Origin of the sequence: Salinispira pacifica, from assembly GCF_000507245.1 — a bacterium.
Classification (GTDB): domain Bacteria; phylum Spirochaetota; class Spirochaetia; order DSM-27196; family Salinispiraceae; genus Salinispira; species Salinispira pacifica.
This window is the reverse complement of sequence record NC_023035.1, coordinates 2,263,079-2,279,211: the sequence shown is the minus strand read 5'-3', so window position 1 is coordinate 2,279,211 and position 16,133 is coordinate 2,263,079. Positions and strand designations below refer to the sequence as shown.

Annotated in this window: 13 protein-coding genes and 1 pseudogene; 5 read left to right on the top strand and 9 right to left on the bottom strand. The window is 54.0% G+C overall.

Translation table 11 applies throughout. The features are described 5' to 3' along the window. Positions 1–68: 68 nt before the first annotated feature. From L21SP2_RS18895 to L21SP2_RS10060, 5 genes and pseudogenes are all read right to left on the bottom strand, one after another. Positions 69–431, bottom strand: a complete 363-nt coding sequence (locus L21SP2_RS18895; protein ID WP_024268399.1) for a class I SAM-dependent methyltransferase — start codon at positions 429–431, stop codon at positions 69–71. Positions 432–496: 65 nt separating this feature from the next. Further along, positions 497–625: pseudogene (locus L21SP2_RS19265) on the bottom strand (methyltransferase); the annotation flags it as partial. Between the two features lie 68 nt (positions 626–693). After that, positions 694–1,608, bottom strand: a complete 915-nt coding sequence (locus L21SP2_RS10070; protein WP_024268398.1) for a hypothetical protein — start codon at positions 1,606–1,608, stop codon at positions 694–696. Beyond that, a complete protein-coding gene (locus tag L21SP2_RS10065) occupies positions 1,605–2,969 on the bottom strand; it encodes an HAD-IG family 5'-nucleotidase (protein ID WP_024268397.1) in 1,365 nt (454 codons plus the stop codon). The genes L21SP2_RS10070 and L21SP2_RS10065 overlap by 4 nt, the downstream gene beginning before the upstream one ends. After that, complete coding sequence (locus tag L21SP2_RS10060) at positions 2,969–5,887, bottom strand: M16 family metallopeptidase (protein WP_024268396.1); 2,919 nt, start codon at positions 5,885–5,887, stop codon at positions 2,969–2,971. The genes L21SP2_RS10065 and L21SP2_RS10060 overlap by 1 nt, the downstream gene beginning before the upstream one ends. 402 nt (positions 5,888–6,289) lie before the next feature. Here L21SP2_RS10060 and L21SP2_RS10055 point away from each other — a divergent pair, with 402 nt between their 5' ends. After that, a complete protein-coding gene (locus tag L21SP2_RS10055) occupies positions 6,290–7,171 on the top strand; it encodes a M48 family metallopeptidase (protein WP_024268394.1) in 882 nt (293 codons plus the stop codon). On the opposite strand, the gene L21SP2_RS10050 is transcribed toward L21SP2_RS10055, so the two are convergent. Beyond that, entirely contained in the window at positions 7,150–9,159 is a 2,010-nt protein-coding gene (locus L21SP2_RS10050; protein WP_024268393.1) for an AAA family ATPase, read from the bottom strand. The two genes, L21SP2_RS10055 and L21SP2_RS10050, sit on opposite strands and share 22 nt — an antisense overlap. Positions 9,160–9,179: 20 nt before the next feature. Between L21SP2_RS10050 and L21SP2_RS10045 the strand changes: the two genes are divergently transcribed. Further along, positions 9,180–9,938: a class I SAM-dependent methyltransferase gene (locus tag L21SP2_RS10045; RefSeq protein WP_024268392.1), complete on the top strand. Its 759-nt coding sequence runs from the start codon at positions 9,180–9,182 to the stop codon at positions 9,936–9,938. On the opposite strand, the gene L21SP2_RS10040 is transcribed toward L21SP2_RS10045, so the two are convergent. Together L21SP2_RS10040 and L21SP2_RS10035 are read right to left on the bottom strand one after the other, a co-directional pair. Beyond that, on the bottom strand, positions 9,907–10,587 hold the full coding sequence (locus tag L21SP2_RS10040) for a sensor histidine kinase (protein WP_024268391.1): 681 nt from the start codon (positions 10,585–10,587) through the stop codon (positions 9,907–9,909). The two genes, L21SP2_RS10045 and L21SP2_RS10040, sit on opposite strands and share 32 nt — an antisense overlap. Before the next feature lie 26 nt (positions 10,588–10,613). Next, positions 10,614–12,662 (bottom strand): two-component system response regulator, encoded by a 2,049-nt coding sequence (locus tag L21SP2_RS10035; protein ID WP_024268390.1) that lies wholly within the window; start codon positions 12,660–12,662, stop codon positions 10,614–10,616. 91 nt (positions 12,663–12,753) lie between these two features. Between L21SP2_RS10035 and L21SP2_RS10030 the strand changes: the two genes are divergently transcribed. The 3 genes from L21SP2_RS10030 (at position 12,754) to L21SP2_RS10020 (ending at position 15,602) form a co-directional block, all read left to right on the top strand. Further along, positions 12,754–13,653 carry a M23 family metallopeptidase gene (locus tag L21SP2_RS10030; RefSeq protein WP_024268389.1) on the top strand — a complete coding sequence of 300 codons (900 nt, stop codon included), beginning with the start codon at positions 12,754–12,756 and terminating at the stop codon, positions 13,651–13,653. Between the two features lie 154 nt (positions 13,654–13,807). Beyond that, positions 13,808–14,794: a sigma-70 family RNA polymerase sigma factor gene (locus tag L21SP2_RS10025; RefSeq protein WP_024268388.1), complete on the top strand. Its 987-nt coding sequence runs from the start codon at positions 13,808–13,810 to the stop codon at positions 14,792–14,794. Between the two features lie 121 nt (positions 14,795–14,915). Further along, entirely contained in the window at positions 14,916–15,602 is a 687-nt protein-coding gene (locus tag L21SP2_RS10020; protein ID WP_024268387.1) for an ATP:cob(I)alamin adenosyltransferase, read from the top strand. Here the strand turns inward: L21SP2_RS10020 and L21SP2_RS10015 are convergent. Next, entirely contained in the window at positions 15,528–15,947 is a 420-nt protein-coding gene (locus tag L21SP2_RS10015) for an 8-oxo-dGTP diphosphatase (RefSeq protein WP_341871932.1), read from the bottom strand. The two genes, L21SP2_RS10020 and L21SP2_RS10015, sit on opposite strands and share 75 nt — an antisense overlap. Positions 15,948–16,133 lie beyond the last annotated feature (186 nt).

The following is a 16,133-nucleotide window of genomic DNA, read 5'->3' as shown; positions in this document are numbered from 1 at the left end:
TGCAGGTAAGCAGATACTTTCCCATGCCTTAAACATAGGAAATTTCCGGGCCGCTGTCACCCGCCGTATTACTTTATACAGCGGTATACTTTAAATCCATTGGATTCCTGTTCAACAGCTGTCTGTGAAAAGAGCGAACCCAGAAAACCCGCATACCCCAGATGTGAGTTGGCTACCACCCAAAGCTCGCCCCCGGGGCGAAGACAGCGATGAGCGTCCTGAAACATATGCCGGGCCACTTCCTGAGTTTGAATGCTCTTGTAGTGAAACGGAGGGTTGCAGATCACCAGGTCCAGTGTCCCGTCGGATATCTGTTCCAGCGCAGGCATGCACAGAAACCGGGCCTGTGGCCCGGCTGCTGCTGCAGCCCCATCTCCGGCCCCGGCCCGGGATTCGTCCCCGCTTCCGTCCCCGCCGCTGCCCCTGTCCAAGGCCCCGTCCCAGGCATCAGTTCCGCCCCGGCACCAGCGCCGGAAAGCCGAAGCCAGTTGTCCCGAGCCGATTCCACTGCGCTGTAGCTCTCATCGCAGAATATCATTTCCCATTCCCGGTAAACGAGCTGAAATTCAATACCCAGAATGCCGTTCCCGCAGCCGAGATCCGCCGCCCGGGCTTGAGCCTGCAGGGGTTTAGCAGCCCCGGAATGAACGGGCTTTGGATGGGCCGGCGCGGGAGGAACTTGCGCAGCGGATCTTATAGGGCCGCCGCCCGACCCGCCTCCGCCGTCTTCCTCGTGCCCGGTTGCCCCCGGAGAGGTGCCTGATAATGGGAAAGAATGGCGGAAAGCAGCAGGACGCTGCCGGCATCCGCCGCAGAGGAGCTGTAAATGCCGGCACTCTGGCTATACAGCCTGGAGTTGAACCTGTACTCCCGCGTTGCAGGTCTGTTATTTTGTTCGGCGGTCTTTTCGCTGTTGTGTCCGGCGTTGTGTTCGGCGTTGTGTCCGGCTTCGGGGTGGTACACCCAGCGGCCGCGGCGTCGGAATTTTTCCGCAGTTCCCATGATGAAAAAGGATTCTTCCAGGCTTCGCACCGCCGGAGACCAGCGTTTGGACATTCCTCCGATCCAGAGGGGCCTGCCCGGGGCACGAAGCCGGACGAGGTCACAATATATCTCAAACATGGCTGCGGATTTGGGCAGTTTCATGATTACGGCATGAAACTCCACGGATTCAATTGAATAGGCCGGGTCAGAGGCTGCATTATGTGAAGGCGAAAAAGCTTCCGGGAGGGGAACCGGGACAATCTGTTCACCTCTGCCGTCGCCGGGATCGTTGTGAATGACTGCGCGGTGGGTGAGCAGGGAATCGGACACCAGCCATATTCTGACTCCGGCGAGGAACCCTGCCGCCGCCAGGGCAAGAGACCCGTGATCGTCATCGAACATGAGTATGTTTCTCAGCCCGGCAGCATCCCCGGCGTTTTGTCCAACCCCGGCCCCATCCCCGGCGCTGTTTTCCATCCCGGTCGCACCCCTGGTGCTCCAGGCAAGAAATGCCGGATTTTCGAAGAGTAGTTCGTCGGATGCATCCCAGGCACGGTGCTCCCGGGTGCCGGGGTAGGGGAATCGTTCAAGTTCCAGCTGCTCCCCGGATGCAGTCCAGATCATTCGTCCTGCTCGTGGGCCATGGTGCGTCTCAGGGGACGAAAATAGGTTTTGGGGCTGTAGTCGAAGAGATCGGAGATCCGGGTCATATAGACGCAGGCGTAGCTGATAATCTGGTCCGCATACCTGCTTTCTTCATTCCCGGACCGGAGAACCTCCCCCCATATTGGATTGAAATTGCTCCGGTATTCCCCCAGAAGCACTGAGATCCTGTTGTTGATACCTTCGATGTTTTCAAACAGGCGGTCCAGTTCTCCCGGCTCGGGGTCGCTGCCCTCATAGCGGGCGATGTCCAGTCTGTTGATTTCCCGTTCCAGCCGGGATTTTTTCTTGCTCAGCTCGTCAATCTGACTCTGGATGGGTTTGGCCTTCCGGATACCTTCAAGTTCCCGTTCCAGATCCCCCAGAACGAGACCTGTACGCCAGTCACACAGCTTCTTGATGGCCACAACATCCCCGTAGATATGATCGCCCATATAGAGGATCTCGTTTCCCGCAAGGCCCATATCATTCTGAAGCTTCTTGAACCAGCCTCCCTGATATATTCCGTGGGTAACCGGGCCTTCATGATTTTTCATGCAGCCTGTTTCAGGATCGATGGCGAGAAAACGCCGCTGCTCCTGAAAAAAGAGCGGCTTATCGGCAAGTGTGACCACCAGGTCAAACACCTCGCTCCAGTGGGAGTGGGATTTGAGATGGGGAGTGATGCTGTAATCCAGAATTCGCCGGGTGTAGGCATAATCGCTGTTGGTAATGATCATGAGCTTTTTGCCGTAGTCGGCATATCGTTCAAGAAGCTGGGGGATCTTGGGATCGCTGATCACGAAGCGGTCCAGATCGTCCAGCACGATGTCCTTGATGGATCCGTCCTGATGGGCGGTGTTGATGGCCGAGTGAATGTCCTGTGCCAGCGTGCGGAAGTCCGGAAGTTTCATCCCCCTGGACTTCTCATCCACCAGCTGGGAATACAGCACACCGTATGATATGGCGAAACTGGTATCCAGAGGAATGTAATCGGGGTGGCTCAGATCTATGGCTACACTCTGATACAGATCCCGGACTTTCCGGTAGTGAATGTGCTCCAGACCATGGCATGCACTTTTCACTTTGCCGAACCTGCTGAGCTTCAGCATGTTGCCGTTGCGGGTATCGATTACCAGCCCCACAATTGCCCGGTCTTTATCGAAGGGAAGGGAGCGGATCCCTTCCGGGTATCCGAAATCTTCAACAAGTATGCGCACCGCCTGTTGGTGGGCGAGACGCTCGAATATCTCGATATTATACCGAACCAGGGTGTAATCCATATCGAAACCGATGAGTTTGATCTTTTTCAGGTTCAGCGTACGGTTCACATATACGGGCATTATTGTTCCTCTTGGGGAAGCAGGATTATTTCGGCGTAATTCGCCTGGTCACCGAGCCATCGCTCTGCACCGCTGATTATGTTGTCCGCTGTGAGGCGGTCATACCATTCCTCTTTGTTCAATGCCAGTTCCCAATCGAGCTCATGTTCCAGCAGGAACTGAATCTGGTTGAGCCACCAGCCGTTGCGCTGAAGGTTGTCGGAATAGTTCACTCTCTGGGATTCCTGTACCTTGCCTGCGTATTCGGATTCCAGGGTTCCGTCGATGATGGCCTGAATCTCATCGTTCACTATGGCGATGAGCTCGTCGGTCCGGGATGGTTCGCAGCTGAACTGAACGACAAAGCGGTAATCTTCGGTGGGCTGTCGGGACATGGCGAAACTTGAAGAGATGCTGTAGGTCCCTCCGGCGGCTTCCCGCACCTTTTCAACCAGGATAATGTCCAGAGCGGAACTCAATGAGGCCATGTGATAATAGTTCTCGTAATTCCAGGCTGTGCTGCCGGTCCACACCTGGGTGACAATGGAGAGAGGTTCGATACCCGCTTTCAGTTCGCTGCGGATATCTTCATCAAAATAATCCATTCCCCGATCCAGGACCGGATCCCGTTCTTCCCCCGACGGAATGGAGGCTATCCATTGCTCAACGCCGTTCTCAAGCTCTTCAAGATCCGCATTGCCCACAAAGACAAAGGTGAAATCTCCGGGGTTGGAAAAGCGTTCTGCAAAGAATCGTTCAGCGGTGGTGAAATCCACACGGGAAACATCTTCAGCGCTGAGGTTCTCGGCTCTGGGGTGTGAGTCATAGACGACCTGGCTGATTCTGTTCTGATATCGGAAGCGGGGATCCCGTTCCTGTTCCTCCAGATATGAACTGAGACGGCCTGCATAGGTATTCCAGGCATCAAGATCGGCCCGGGGATCGGTAAAGTTGAGGTATGCCATCTGGAGCAAAATTTCCAGATCTTCCGGACTGGCTGAACCCTGAAGTCCTTCCTGAATATCTCCCACATAGGGACTCACCGAGGCATTGATTCCCGATAGGAATTTGTTCAGCTCCACCGCAGAGTACCCGCCCAGTCCGCTTACCTGGGAGATGGTGGATGCAAGGCTGGCTGAAAGGTATTCATCGTCCTCGGCCATGTTCAGCCCTCCGGGACTGAATGCGGAGAAGAGAATCTCATCGGACTTAAAATCCGTGGGTTTCACATAGACAACCGCCCCGTTGGACAGTTCCCAACGGTGGATTCCCGTCTCGCTGTCAGTCTCTCTGGCGGTGATATTCCCCTTACCGGGGATCTCTTCCACAAGCTCTGTGCCGGTTTCTCCGTCATCCCAGGGTTCTACCTCTGCGGAATTCCATGAATCCAGGAGGGTGTACGCCTCTTCCTTTTCCAGCCGGAACTGTTCAATGGAATCGGGACCGCTGATGAGCAGGAGCCGGTTTCCCGGATCCAGACGGCGGCTGATTATTTCGGAGAAATCGCCGGTATCGATCTCCGGAAGCCGCTGCTGAACCTGTTTCCACAGCCATGAGGGAGACAATACCGGACTGTCCTTTAAAAAGTGTTCCTGAATTTCCCCCATCAGACTGCTGTGTTCCCGATTATCCCGTTCCCGGTAATAGTTTTCATAGGAGCGCAGCAGGTTCTGTTTCGCCCGCTCAAGTTCACTTGGAAGAAAACCGTGGCGGCGCAGCCGTTCGCTTTCAAGCCCCAGATTTTTCACCGCCCGGGGGATTCCGTCGGGTGAACTCAGCACGGTAATGCCGCTGTGACCGCTCCATCGGGTGTACTGGGTGGAGTAGGCCTGGGCGGTAATGAAGGGCGTACCGGAGGTCTGTACGATTTCGGAGAAGCGGGAATTGATCATGGAATAAAACAGCTGTTCGGCCAGTACGTCATCAAGCTGGTCGGGACGCCTGAGGATCGAGGGCTCATACTGGTTCATCACCTCAATGGAGGTAACGGTCGCCTCGGGATCGGTTACAAACATATATTTATCCTCATCCGACAGAGGAACATCGTAACGGGGCCGCTCTCTTGGCTCATCTTCCCCGGTTGGCTCATCATCCCCGGCTGTGTCATCTTCCCCGCCGTATCCGGAAAACGTTGTGCGTATTTTTGCCTCTATCTCATCAGCCTGGAAATCACCCACGGCGATAACGGCCATCAGGTCCGGGCGGTACCAGTCTTCGTAAAAGCGCCGGAGCACAGCTGCGTCGGCGGTTCTGATAATCTCTTCGCTTCCGATGGGCAGCCGCCGCGCATAGCGCGAATCCTGAAAGAGCACCGGGAGAATCTGTTCAAGAATTCTCTGGTTCGCACCTCTGCCCAGTCTCCACTCCTCCAGAATGACTCCCCGTTCTTCATCAACATCTTCCTGCCGGATGCTCATATGAAACGCCCACTCACGGAGAACCTCAAAACCCGTATCCAGCAGCTGTTCATCACCCAGGGGAACCGAAAGCATGTACACTGTCTCGTCAAAACTGGTATATGCGTTAATGTCAGGACCGAACTCCATCCCTATCTCCTGAAGAAATGAAACAATCTCGTTTTTCGGATACTTTTCCGTACCGTTGAATGCCATATGTTCCAGGTAGTGTGCAAGACCCAGCTGATCCTCATCCTCAAGGATGGAGCCGGCATTTACAACCAGGCGCAATTCGGCCTTATTTTCCGGCCGGTCATTTTCCCTGATGTAGTACTCCATACCGTTTTCCAGCTCGCCGCTGAGTAATCGGCTATCCTGGGGAATAAAGGCCGTGGAACCGTTGTCCGTAGCGCTGCCGGCATCCAAAGAATCCGAAGCTGTGGTGCAGGAGACAAGGGCGAATATCAGCATAATAACGGCTGCTGCCGGTTTCCATAATTGATGTGTTCTGCCTGCTGTCACAGCTGAGTTTCGGGTATGCATGGGCATCCTCCTGGTGAATTAATACGGGCTTTGGGTGCTGTTCCCAAGAGCCGGAGTTGAATACTCAGTATCATCAAAACATCCAGCCCATGTCAAACCATAGGCCTGGAAATCACGGACATCCGCCGGATTCACAGTGATCTGTGTCCTTCTGACGCAGACGAAAGACCGGTTCCCGGTGATCTGGGGTATTTCACCCCGAATCCGCATTGGATTCCGCCGTAATCCGTTCGCAAGCAGCCGCTATGTACCGATAAGGGAATGCAAAAAATGCAAGAAGGGCGTAAAAACGCCATGGGCGGAGGTGTTTCAATCCACTACAGGGAGAAATATGCCCGGATATTGCCTAGTTTCGATTGTTGGTACAAAAATTGCACAATATATGCGGAGGTTTCTGCGTAGATGTCTATTAAGGAAACAACGGAACGGCGGTCTGCAGCCGATGATGTGAAACGAATTCTGTACAGCAAACACGGCATGAATATTCTCAGCGCACTGCTCACACTTGCCTTTTTTCTGGTGCCGGTGGTGTTGCTGGGAATGGAATTCACCCTCTTCATGCTGGTACTCATGGCCGTCAGCGGGATGCTTTTCGGCGGTCTCCGGATTGACCCTGGGAATCTCCAGGGAGTGGTTCCGGTATCAGCCGGCAGCAACCCTGAGCTTCAGCATATAATCGACGGTCTCAGCCGCAGGGCAGGGCTGGAAAGGTCCCCGGATCTGTATATGAGCAATTCTCCCATAGCCAATGCCGCCGCGGTTGAAACCACCCGGGGGCCGGGAATCATTGTCAGCTCAAGCCTGTTCAGTTCCCTTCCCCGGGAAGAAATTGAAGCGGTTCTGGCCCATGAGTTCATGCATATCAAGAACCGGGATCTTCTGCTTCTTAACCTTCTGGCCCGATTCAGAATGATATATACCCGCATCCCCAGCATGCTGGGCCTTCTCATCCTTTTCGCCCCCCTGCTGCTGTTTTTCCTCCCGCTGCTGTCGGCGCTGCTGATTCTCTCAATCGGCGGGTTCGCAGCGGTGATTCTCGAGCGGGCGGTAATGCGTCTGAGAGAGTACGGCGCCGACTACGGTGCGGTGAAAATCAGCACCAATCCGCGGGCGCTGGCCTCTGCGCTGAACCGTCTGGACTGGATGCAGCAGCGGATGAGCTGGAGCATGTTCGGCGGAAGAGCTCCAGAATCCGGCGGCGGAGCTGCGCTGGAGCGTCTGCTGCGCTCCCACCCGGAAACTTCCAAGCGGGTGGAGAAAATTCAGTCCTGGCTTGAAGGGTAGTCTTCGGCCAGGCCTGCGTACAAGCTGTTGAGTTTTCGGGTATCCGGATGATCGGAGGTGAAAAACCAGAGCAGTTCCATGGCCCGGGTGGACGCCACATAGAGAAGATTCTGCTTCAGCCTGGGATCCTCTTCCTTCCCGGTCCAGATCCCCCCGGGAATGAACACCAGCACTCCGGCGAAATCCAGCCCCTTGATTGAGTGAAGGGTGGAGAGCCTGATGCCGCTGCTTTGGGAGAACGAGAAGTTCCGGTCCTTAATGGAGATTGAGTCCATGCCCCGCTCCTGAAGCATCCGCTGCACGGCCTGTAAATCCCGGGAGGTGGGGGCTGCAATACAGAGGTTTTCCGGACTGTAACTGAGGTATTCCAGGGCGAAGGAGCAGCGTTCGCCCAGGCGGTTCAGCAGGGACTGGTATTCGCTGCTGGTAAACAGTTCAACCGGCGGTCCGTGACGGAGTACCACTGCCTGTTCATCCGGGGCGTTCTCTTCCCGGAGCAGGGAAGCGATGCGGTGAATCTCCCGGCTGTTGCGGAAGTTCTGTTTCAGAATCGCACTGCCTCCCCGTTGCACAGACACACCGCTGGCCTTGAAAGAAAATCCGCCCAGAAAGATGCTCTGTTCCCTGTCTCCGGCCATCACAATACCCCCGGGAGAGAGCAGCTTTAAGGCCTGAAGATCTGCACGGTTGAGATCCTGGATCTCATCCACAAATATTCTGCCCTCCTCGCCGATGCTGAGCCCCCGCTCTGCGGCAGCTTCCAGCTCCTCAACCAGCCGCACCCGCGCGTAATTTCTGGTGTACATCCGTTCGTCTTCCATGAGTGCGGCAAAACTGTCCCGGATTCCCCAGATCATGCGGCGCTGCTCTTCATTCAGCGTGAAACTTCTGCCTTTCCGTACGATGCCCTCATCAATATAAATATCTCTGCTGACATTGTGGGCAAATATGTACTGTTCTATCTCCTCCAGGCAGCTTTCCGGATCCACCGAACAGGAAGGGTTATACACCCGGCGGAACAGAGCTCCGTATTCCCGGCTGTTGTACACAATGTTTCTGCCCGGCAGCCACTGTTCCACTTCCCGGTTCAGAAAACTGTCCACGGTTCGTATGAACAGCTGGAGACGGGGATATTTCAAAAGAGATGCCAGGTACTTATTGTATTTGGCAAGGGTTGATGTGTAGGTGAGAAGGGTTACCGGCAGGGGGCCCCGGCTGAACTGACCCAGGTCCAGCTCCCCGCTGAGGGAACGGACATACTGCTCAACTGCCATAATCAGCACCAGTGTTTTTCCCGTTCCCGCAGCTCCGGTGATGAGGAAATCCCGGTCATTCCGGATCCGGGCCAGCACCTGTTCCTGTTCCGGACTGGGCTCGATCAGTCTTCGCTCAAAAGCCCGGCGGCTTCGGCTGTACGAGCTGATGCGCTGCATGGCCTGGACGTATTTCAGACTCTCCGCCGACAGGCTCTGTTGTTCAAGTTGTTTTTCAAGTTCCCGGGTTTTCTGCATGCTCCGGGCCAGCCGGAAGCCGGTTTCCAGAAGCTCGGAAAAGTCATCGTAATGGCTTCTGTGCCCCTTCCACACCTTCAGGGAGTCGTCCAGCCGTTTCAGCCGCTCCTTGAGAGACTCATCCTGAATATTCAGCCCGTCGAGAAAGTCAAACAGTCTGTAGAGAGCCCCCTGGAACTCTTCCTGGGTAATTTCGCTGAAATGGTGTCTCACCGTATTGGCCAGCTTCTGATAATGAAGAAGCTCCCGGGCAACCCCGTCCTGCTGAAGGCGGTAATTCTGTTCGCCGCTGCGAAGTCTGCCGAAGCGTTCAAGGAGATCGGGCATGGTCTGGGCTGAAGAAAACTCTTCCAGGGCTTCCCGGATAAATGCCTCTATGAAGGAAAGCACCGCAAGCAGGGCGAAGCCCGGGTCCGACCCCTGCATTTTTTCGATTCGCTCAAGTCGTGTGTGAATAGTGTCCGCATTCAGCCGCATTGGATGTATAATGACCGCTAATGAACAATGAATCAATACGACCCTATACCCATCTCAGCAGCTACTACCGCCATCATTGGCAGGAGTACTCCCTGGATTATCTCAAGCTGATCGACAACTGGTACACAGAAGCTGCCAGGGCCTCCCGGCAGCGGGGGGTGGGGGACCTGGGATGCGGCACCGGGTTCATGAGCATCGAGCTGGCCGGACGGGGGTACCCGGTGTTCGGTATCGACGTAAGTGCCGAGATGCTGGCGCAGGCCCGGGATGCAGCTGAAGGGCTGGAAAATCCCCCGGTTTTCATTCAGGGCGACATTGTCCATACCCGATTTCCCGCCCCGGCCGCCATGGCATTCATGGCCTACGATGTGATCAATTATCTTCTGGAAAAAGAGGATCTGCAGGCCCTCTTTACCCATCTCGGCGGTCAGCTGCCGGAAGGCGGCATCCTGATGTTCGATATGAACACCCCGGAGATATACCGGGTCTACCACGGAGTACGGGAAACCATAGAGATTCCCGGGGGCTACATCACCCAGGACACCAGATTCAACCGCCGGAAGGGACTGGGAAAAACCCGCTTCACCATCCACCACGGCGGGAAGCGGCTCAGTGAGCTGCACGTTCAGCGTGTGTATGAAATTCATGAGATATCGGCCTGGCTGGAACGCTGCGGGTTTCAGATCAGGGAAATTTTTGACGATTTCGACGGTTCACCCGCCCATGCAGAAAGTCAGAAACCCATATTCATCGCACAAAACGCCGGGAAGGGAAGCTGAGAAGAATATCCAGCCCCCGGGGAAGGGGCCGATATTCCGCTTTTCCCTCGATCTGGGCGGCATAATTTTCTATGAGCATGGTACCCATTCTCTGTTCGGCGGGAAGGCCTTCTTCAACCGGGCAGCTGTTCCCCTTCTGCTCCAGGAGAAGGCGGTACTCCCGGTCATCGGCTTCACAGATGATCTTCAGGGAAAACGACGAGGGATTGTTCCCGGGAATGCCGTGACACAGGGCATTCAGTATGAGCTCGTTCACAATGATGGCCATGGCCACCGCATCGTGGCTCTCCAGAAGTGCAGGAACGGCATCGACTGTAATGCCTTCCATTGATAGACCATCCCCGTAGAGTCCGGTTAGAAAATGAATATTCTTATCCAGCAGATCAGGGAAATACATGTACTGCCGGCCTTCCTGCATTTCACTGGGAATGAAAGCGGGGGAGGTTTGATAGCTGTACACCAGCTCCTGAATGGATGCCACCGCATGCACCCTGCTGAGCAGCCGGTTGCTGCTTTCGTCCCGGCTCAGATCCTTGCCGAAATCATTCTGCAAATTCACCAGGCTCAGAATCAGTTGAAAATTGTTTTTCACCCGGTGCAGCAGTTCAGACATGATCTGCCGGTGATTCTCCAGACTGATATGTTCCATATCATTTCCCCCTGCTGATTTTTACCTTAATTTTCCAGTAACGCCCGGGGTTTTCCGATGGCGTAGCCTTGTCCGTAATGTACCCCGATATCGGTGAGAATCCGCAGAATTTGGGGGTTGCTCACGAACTCGGCAATGGTTTTCTTGTTCACAGCCTGTGAGAGACTGTTGATCGCCTCAACCATGGCCCGGCTGATGGGATTGGTATCCATGTTGCGGACGAAACTTCCGTCGATTTTCAAATAGTCGACCTCAAGGTAGCGCAGGTAATTGAAATTGGAAAATCCGTTGCCGAAGTCATCCAGGGCGAACAGACATCCGTAGCTTCGCAGGCTGGAAATCAGGGTGGTGGCGTTGGACATGTTGGAAATGGCCGATGTCTCGGTTATTTCGAAACAGATCCGTTTCGGATCGATGTCGTAGCGTTCAATTTCCGAGCTGATGAATATATCCAGATCGCTGCTGAGCATGGAAGCCCCGGACAGATTGATGCAGAAGATGGGACATTCCACTCCCACCGCCTTCTCTGCCTGGGCGAAATTGCTCAGCAGCCGGTGAATCACCCATCGGTCAACAAGGTGCATGAGATTATACCGTTCCGCAGCGGGGATAAAATCTCCAGGAGGGACAAGTTCATTGTTCTCATCCAGCATGCGGATCAGTATTTCCACCTTGTTAACCAGCCCCGTGTTCTTCTGAAGGGGAATGATGGGCTGGAAGTAGAGGAGGAATCGGTTCTGCTCCAGGGAGTCGGTTATGGTGGATATCCAGCGGAGTTCACCCCTGCGCTTCATCAGCACTTCGTCTTCCAGGGTGAGCACCTTGAAGGTGGTGCCCTGTTCGCCCTTGGCCAGAATGTTCGCGTCGATGGCGATACTGAGCAGAAGGTGGGAGTTCAGAAGCTCCCGCGAGAAGTGGCACATGCCTGCGGTGATGCTCAGGGGGAACTGTGAGTCCTGAAAGTTGAACTTCTCCCGGTTCAACTCCTTTAAAAACCCCTTGACCTGTTTTTCCATGTTCCCGGGGCTGTCCCCCTGGAGAATCACTGCAAACTCATCATCTCCCAGACGGGAAATCGCCGGTGAGGTTTCAAAATATACCTCCAGACGTTTGGAGATCTGCTTCAGTAATTCATCCCCTGCCAGATGACCGCTGATTTCGTTGAGAAGGGTAAACTGATCTATGTCAAAAAAAACCAGGCTGCGATGCCGGGAATCTTCAAGTCCGTTTTCCAGCTCCTGCTCCAGAATCGCCTGAAATTCACTCCTGTTCAGCAGTCCGGTAAGGCGGTCGTGGGACTCATGATATGCAACCTGGGCTTCCATGGTTTTGAGCTGGGTTTTATCATGAAGAACCACCAGAAATCCCCGATCCTCCTCCCGCTGGGCTTCGGGCGGCAGATGAATTTTGGTGATGGAAATATCAACAATCCGAATACCCTGCCGGAGATTCAGCAGGTAGTTGTCCCAGGTCCTGGTGTACCCTTCTTCCTTCCCCGTCAGCTCCTGACAGAAGCTCTTCAGCTCATCCGAGTAATGTCCCAGCTCCTTTTCACTTCCATAGCTGTCTACAGCCAGCATCTTTTCGGACTTGGGATTGGTATAGCGGATCAGATAATCGGACCCGACGGTTATAATTCCGTCCTGAATGTGATTGAGAATTTCCCCCTGCATTTCCTGCTGGGACCGCAGTCGACCTTCCATCCGGTTGCGGTAAATGGAAATGGTGATGGTGGCGTAAATTTCATGTTCCTTGAACGGTTTAAGAATGAAGCCGGCGGGTTCGGCCAGGCGGGCCCGGTTCAGTGTTTTCTCATCTGCAAATCCGGTGACAAACACAACGGGAATATGGTACTGCTGGCGGATAATTGCTGCGGCATCCACACCGTCCATTTCCCCGGGGAGACCGATATCCATGAGAACCAGATCACAGCTTTCATTCCGCAGCTGCTGCAGGGCTTTCTGGGCATTGGCAAAAATCTGCACCGATAGAATTCCCATCTTGTTCAAGCGTCTTTTCAGATCCATACCGATGATGGCGTCGTCCTCAATGATGATCAGCGAAAGGTTTTCCATGTACATCTCCCAGCCTATTTTAGTACAACTGGAACTTGATTTGTGGCCTATTTCTGCCGAAGTTATTCACGAGACGCCAGGAGGACTTTACATGCCCCGAAACCTTGGTACGACAGCTGTACTGCTTAGTTTGATACTTCTTTCCTCTTCCACGGCGGTGGCTGAGGAAATAGAATATACGGTGAAGTCCGGAGATACCCTCTATTCAATTTCCCGCAGTTACAATATAGAACTGAATACCCTCATGAGCATCAACGGCATTGATGATGTTCGTAACCTCAAAGTGGGACAGACTCTGGAGATTCCCGAGCAGTCCTCACCCGAATACCCGCTGAGTGATTATGAAATTCTTGTGGGCGATACTCTGTTCAGTATCTCCCGGCGAACCGGCATGAGCATGGAAGAACTTCTGCGCATTAATAATATTCAGGAAGACAGCATTATTAAGCCGGGACAGATAATCAGAGTCCGGGCACTTACAGCGAACCCGGAAGAAGAGACCCGCACAGCAGATAACGGCAACGATTCTCCTGCAGCGGAAGCCGGCACATCGGAAGACGATCAGAACTCCGCTTCCTCCGGGGGCGACCAGCCCGCCCGGGAAGGAACCATTCTCACCAGTGAACCCAGCAGCGGGGGCGACGGACTGTATTGGCCCCACGAAGGGGAACGCTACAGCTTTGCCGGGAAATTTCCCGGCATTGTGATCAAGGGAAACCCCGGAGATGCCATCAATTCCGTGGGCCCCGGCCGGGTGGTATACAGCGGTCCCCATTCAACCCTGGGGAATGTGGTGTTTGTTCAGAACCCCCGGGGGTATATCTATATTTACGGGGGAAACAGGCGACTCTTTGTCAATCAGGGAGACGATTTGACCACCGGGCAGCTGATCGGTGAACTTGGGGCAAGTCCTCTTCTGCCGGATGTACAGGTATATTTCAGCGTCTGGAAGGAAGGCAGATATCTGGATCCCAACACCGCCCCCCGCTGATTGGTGCATATATTGTGAAAAACCTGTTATTTTATGGAAAAAAACTGTGTTTTCCCTGGACTTTGAAGTTTTATGAATTACACTTAGCCTTAAGGTACTTGTCCCCTTGGAACAAGGATGTTTCAAAACCTCTCGAGAGAATGGAAGGTACAATATGAATAATGCACTTGCACAGGCTGATCCCTCCACACGATTAAATCAGGACGAACAGGCAACTCCCGGAGGCTACGATACCGATCTGCTGGCTCTTTATCTGAAGCAGATTGCCCACTATCCCCTTCTGACAGTTCATGAAGAAAAGGATCTCGGAGAAAAGATCGCACGGAAGCGTGAAGAGATGGCCGTACTCAGGGAAGCACTGCAGAACGAAGACGACTCCGTTGACCAGCGCATGCTTGATGAGACGGAAGAGATGTTCCGTTTTTATAAAAACAAGATGATCAACGCCAATCTCCGCCTGGTGGTCTCCATCGCCAAGAAATTTCAGCACCGGGGATTATCCCTGCTGGATCTGATTGACGAAGGAAACATCGGACTCATTGAAGCGGTTGAACGCTTCGATTACACCAAAGGATGCAGATTTTCCACATACGGGACCTGGTGGATCCGGCAGGCTATCATCAAAAGCCTGGCAGACAAGGGCCGGGTGATCCGCATCCCCATCCACATGCTGAATACCATTAAAAAATGCTATTTCGTTGCCAAACATCTCACCCAGGAACTGGGGCGGGATCCGGATGTTCATGAGCTTTCCGAATACCTTGAATTTCCCCCGGACAAAATCCGGGATATTATGAAGCTCAGTCAGGAGACGGCATCCCTGGATACCACCGTTGATGACGATAACATGACCACCCTTGCGGATCTGATCATGGACAGCAATTCAGAAGAACCCTTCGACAGGGTATTTCACCTCACTCTGCAGGATACTCTGGATGAAGTATTGCGCCAGCTTTCGGAACGGGAAATGAAGATTATTCAGCTTCGCTTCGGACTTGCCGGAGAAGGTCCGTTCACCCTGGAAGAGACGGGGAAGTATCTTGGAATAACCAGGGAGCGGGTGCGTCAGATTCAGGAAAAGGCCATGAAGAAACTGCGGACCATGTCCAAGATCCAGGATTATCAGGGAAATCACGTATAGATCCCCAGCCTCTCAGGCCGGTGCTTTTTTTACATTCCACTCTTGCTTTCTCATCTCAGCTGGGTATATTGCAGCAGTACACATATGGTCTTTCTTCCCGAAGGACCTCAAGGAGGGATGTGTGGCAATAGATTTTTCCATGATTACAACCCGGGGAGGGGATACCGGGAAAAGCAGTCTTTTCGGCGGGGAGCGCCGGTATAAATCCGAGCCGGTCTTCACCGTGCTGGGGGAGATAGATGAACTGGTCTCGGTTATCGGGATGGCTCGGGCAGCCCTTGCCGAACCCGGAGAACAGGGAATTCCGGAAAAGCCCGCCCGGGAGAACTCCCGCCGTGAAAAACCCGGCGGGGAGAAAAACCAGGCTGACACCCTGCAGCTCCACGGCCAGCTGAAAAGCAGAATCAGGGAGATACAGAAAGAACTTCAGAATATTTCCGCCCTGATCGCAACCCCCCTGAGCGGCATCAACAAAATACGCCCTCTGGATAAGGATGAGCATGCCTGGGTGGACTATCTCAATGAGATAATCGCCGGACTGGAAACCAGCGAGGAACGGTATATTGCTCACATCAGGCTGGACGGCTTTATTATCCCCGGGGACGATGAGCGAAGCGCCCGGCTGGATGTTGCTCGCACCGTGTGCCGCAGAGTTGAGCGGCACTTCATCTCGTTCATGCAGAGCCTTTCCACCGAATACTACCGTCTTGTGCAGAATTATATTAATCGGCTGTCAGATCTGCTGTTTATCCTTGCCAGATTCATAGAGCAGAACCCCATCCCGCCGGGGCATGGCAGGCGGACCTGAGCGGAAATCAATATCCATTCGTGAACTGATGAGCTCATCTTCATCAAAATAAAAGGCCGCCGAGAAATGATTCCCCAGAAGGGCCTGGGGCATCCAAAGCCTGTCATCCGCCCACATGTTCTCATAGGGCAGGTCCGCGGCGCTCTGCCAGAACGGCCGGGCTTCATCGGTTTCAGTCTCTTCACCCGACCAGTCATATGCCCAGAAAACTTCACCGTACATCCGGTATCCGTCGCTGAAGGTGAAAAACAGCCTTCCCCGGAGTTCCGGATCGACGGGGGTGAGGCCCACCTCCTCCCGGCATTCCCGTATGGCTGCCTGACGAAAACTCTCTCCGGCTTCCAGTTTGCCCCGGGACCGTTGTATTTGCCCGCTCCCAGGCCCCGCTTTTTCTCGATGAGCAGAAGTTCGCCCTGGTTGCCTCTGCCGCCCCGCTGAATGAACATCAGAACCGCCCGGTCCACTGGGGTGAAATCCTCAAGGCCGTTGTGAAATTCATTGAGCTCATCCAGCAGCGGTGATGCACTTGCC